This is a genomic window from Yersinia sp. 1252 StPb PI (genome assembly GCF_048593885.1).
In the GTDB taxonomy this organism is placed as follows: Bacteria; Pseudomonadota; Gammaproteobacteria; order Enterobacterales; family Enterobacteriaceae; genus Yersinia; species Yersinia enterocolitica_E.
This window is the reverse complement of record NZ_JAZGQE010000453.1, coordinates 1-644: the sequence shown is the minus strand read 5'-3', so window position 1 is coordinate 644 and position 644 is coordinate 1. Positions and strand designations below refer to the sequence as shown.

Below are 644 nucleotides of genomic sequence, written 5' to 3'. Positions count from 1 at the left end.
CTTCTGTTTTAAGGATATGGACTTAATACATCTTTGTAAAGCAGCTCCGGTTATGGAGATAGAGTCAACAATAAACCAGTGTTTTTATCGCCTTATGACTTCTTTGAATGAAATTTCTAATGCATTTTCATCTCGTAAAAATAAATCATTAAAATTAACTGGGCGAGAAAAACAAATATTAACACTTTTAATGTTTGGTATGGCCACTAAAGATATTTCGGATTTGTTGAGTATTAGTGCGAAAACAATAAGCTCTCATAAAATTAATATACTTAAGAAGTATCAAACGACTAGCTTAGTTGAACTATATAATAAATGGAAAAAATTCCCGATTTAAATAGCAACTTACTTTTTTTGAAAAGGTATTGGAGATTTGGATGGCTTGGCATTATCAGTATAGTAACATTGCCAGCGCATCGAGATGCTGTACCCAGTTGTGGGTGCCACGTCGAACACCAATATTCGAGTATAGGCTTTAGTCAATTTCAGATTTTTGTGGTCAATACCGTCTTTTGAGAGACACAGTTGTATTACTTGTATACGGTATACCTACGTTCCCGATATTTTATCCTTTCTCGCATATTTTTACTGGATACCAATATGCTTATTATAAAATCTATTTATTTCTCTTGAAATTTTTTGCA

At 32.5% G+C, this 644-nt stretch carries 1 protein-coding gene; it reads left to right on the top strand.

From position 1 onward, the window contains the following. On the top strand, positions 1 to 337 hold a 337-nt coding region (locus V2A85_RS24275), incomplete at its 5' end, for a helix-turn-helix domain-containing protein (protein ID WP_420072630.1). Positions 338 to 644: the final 307 nt, after the last annotated feature.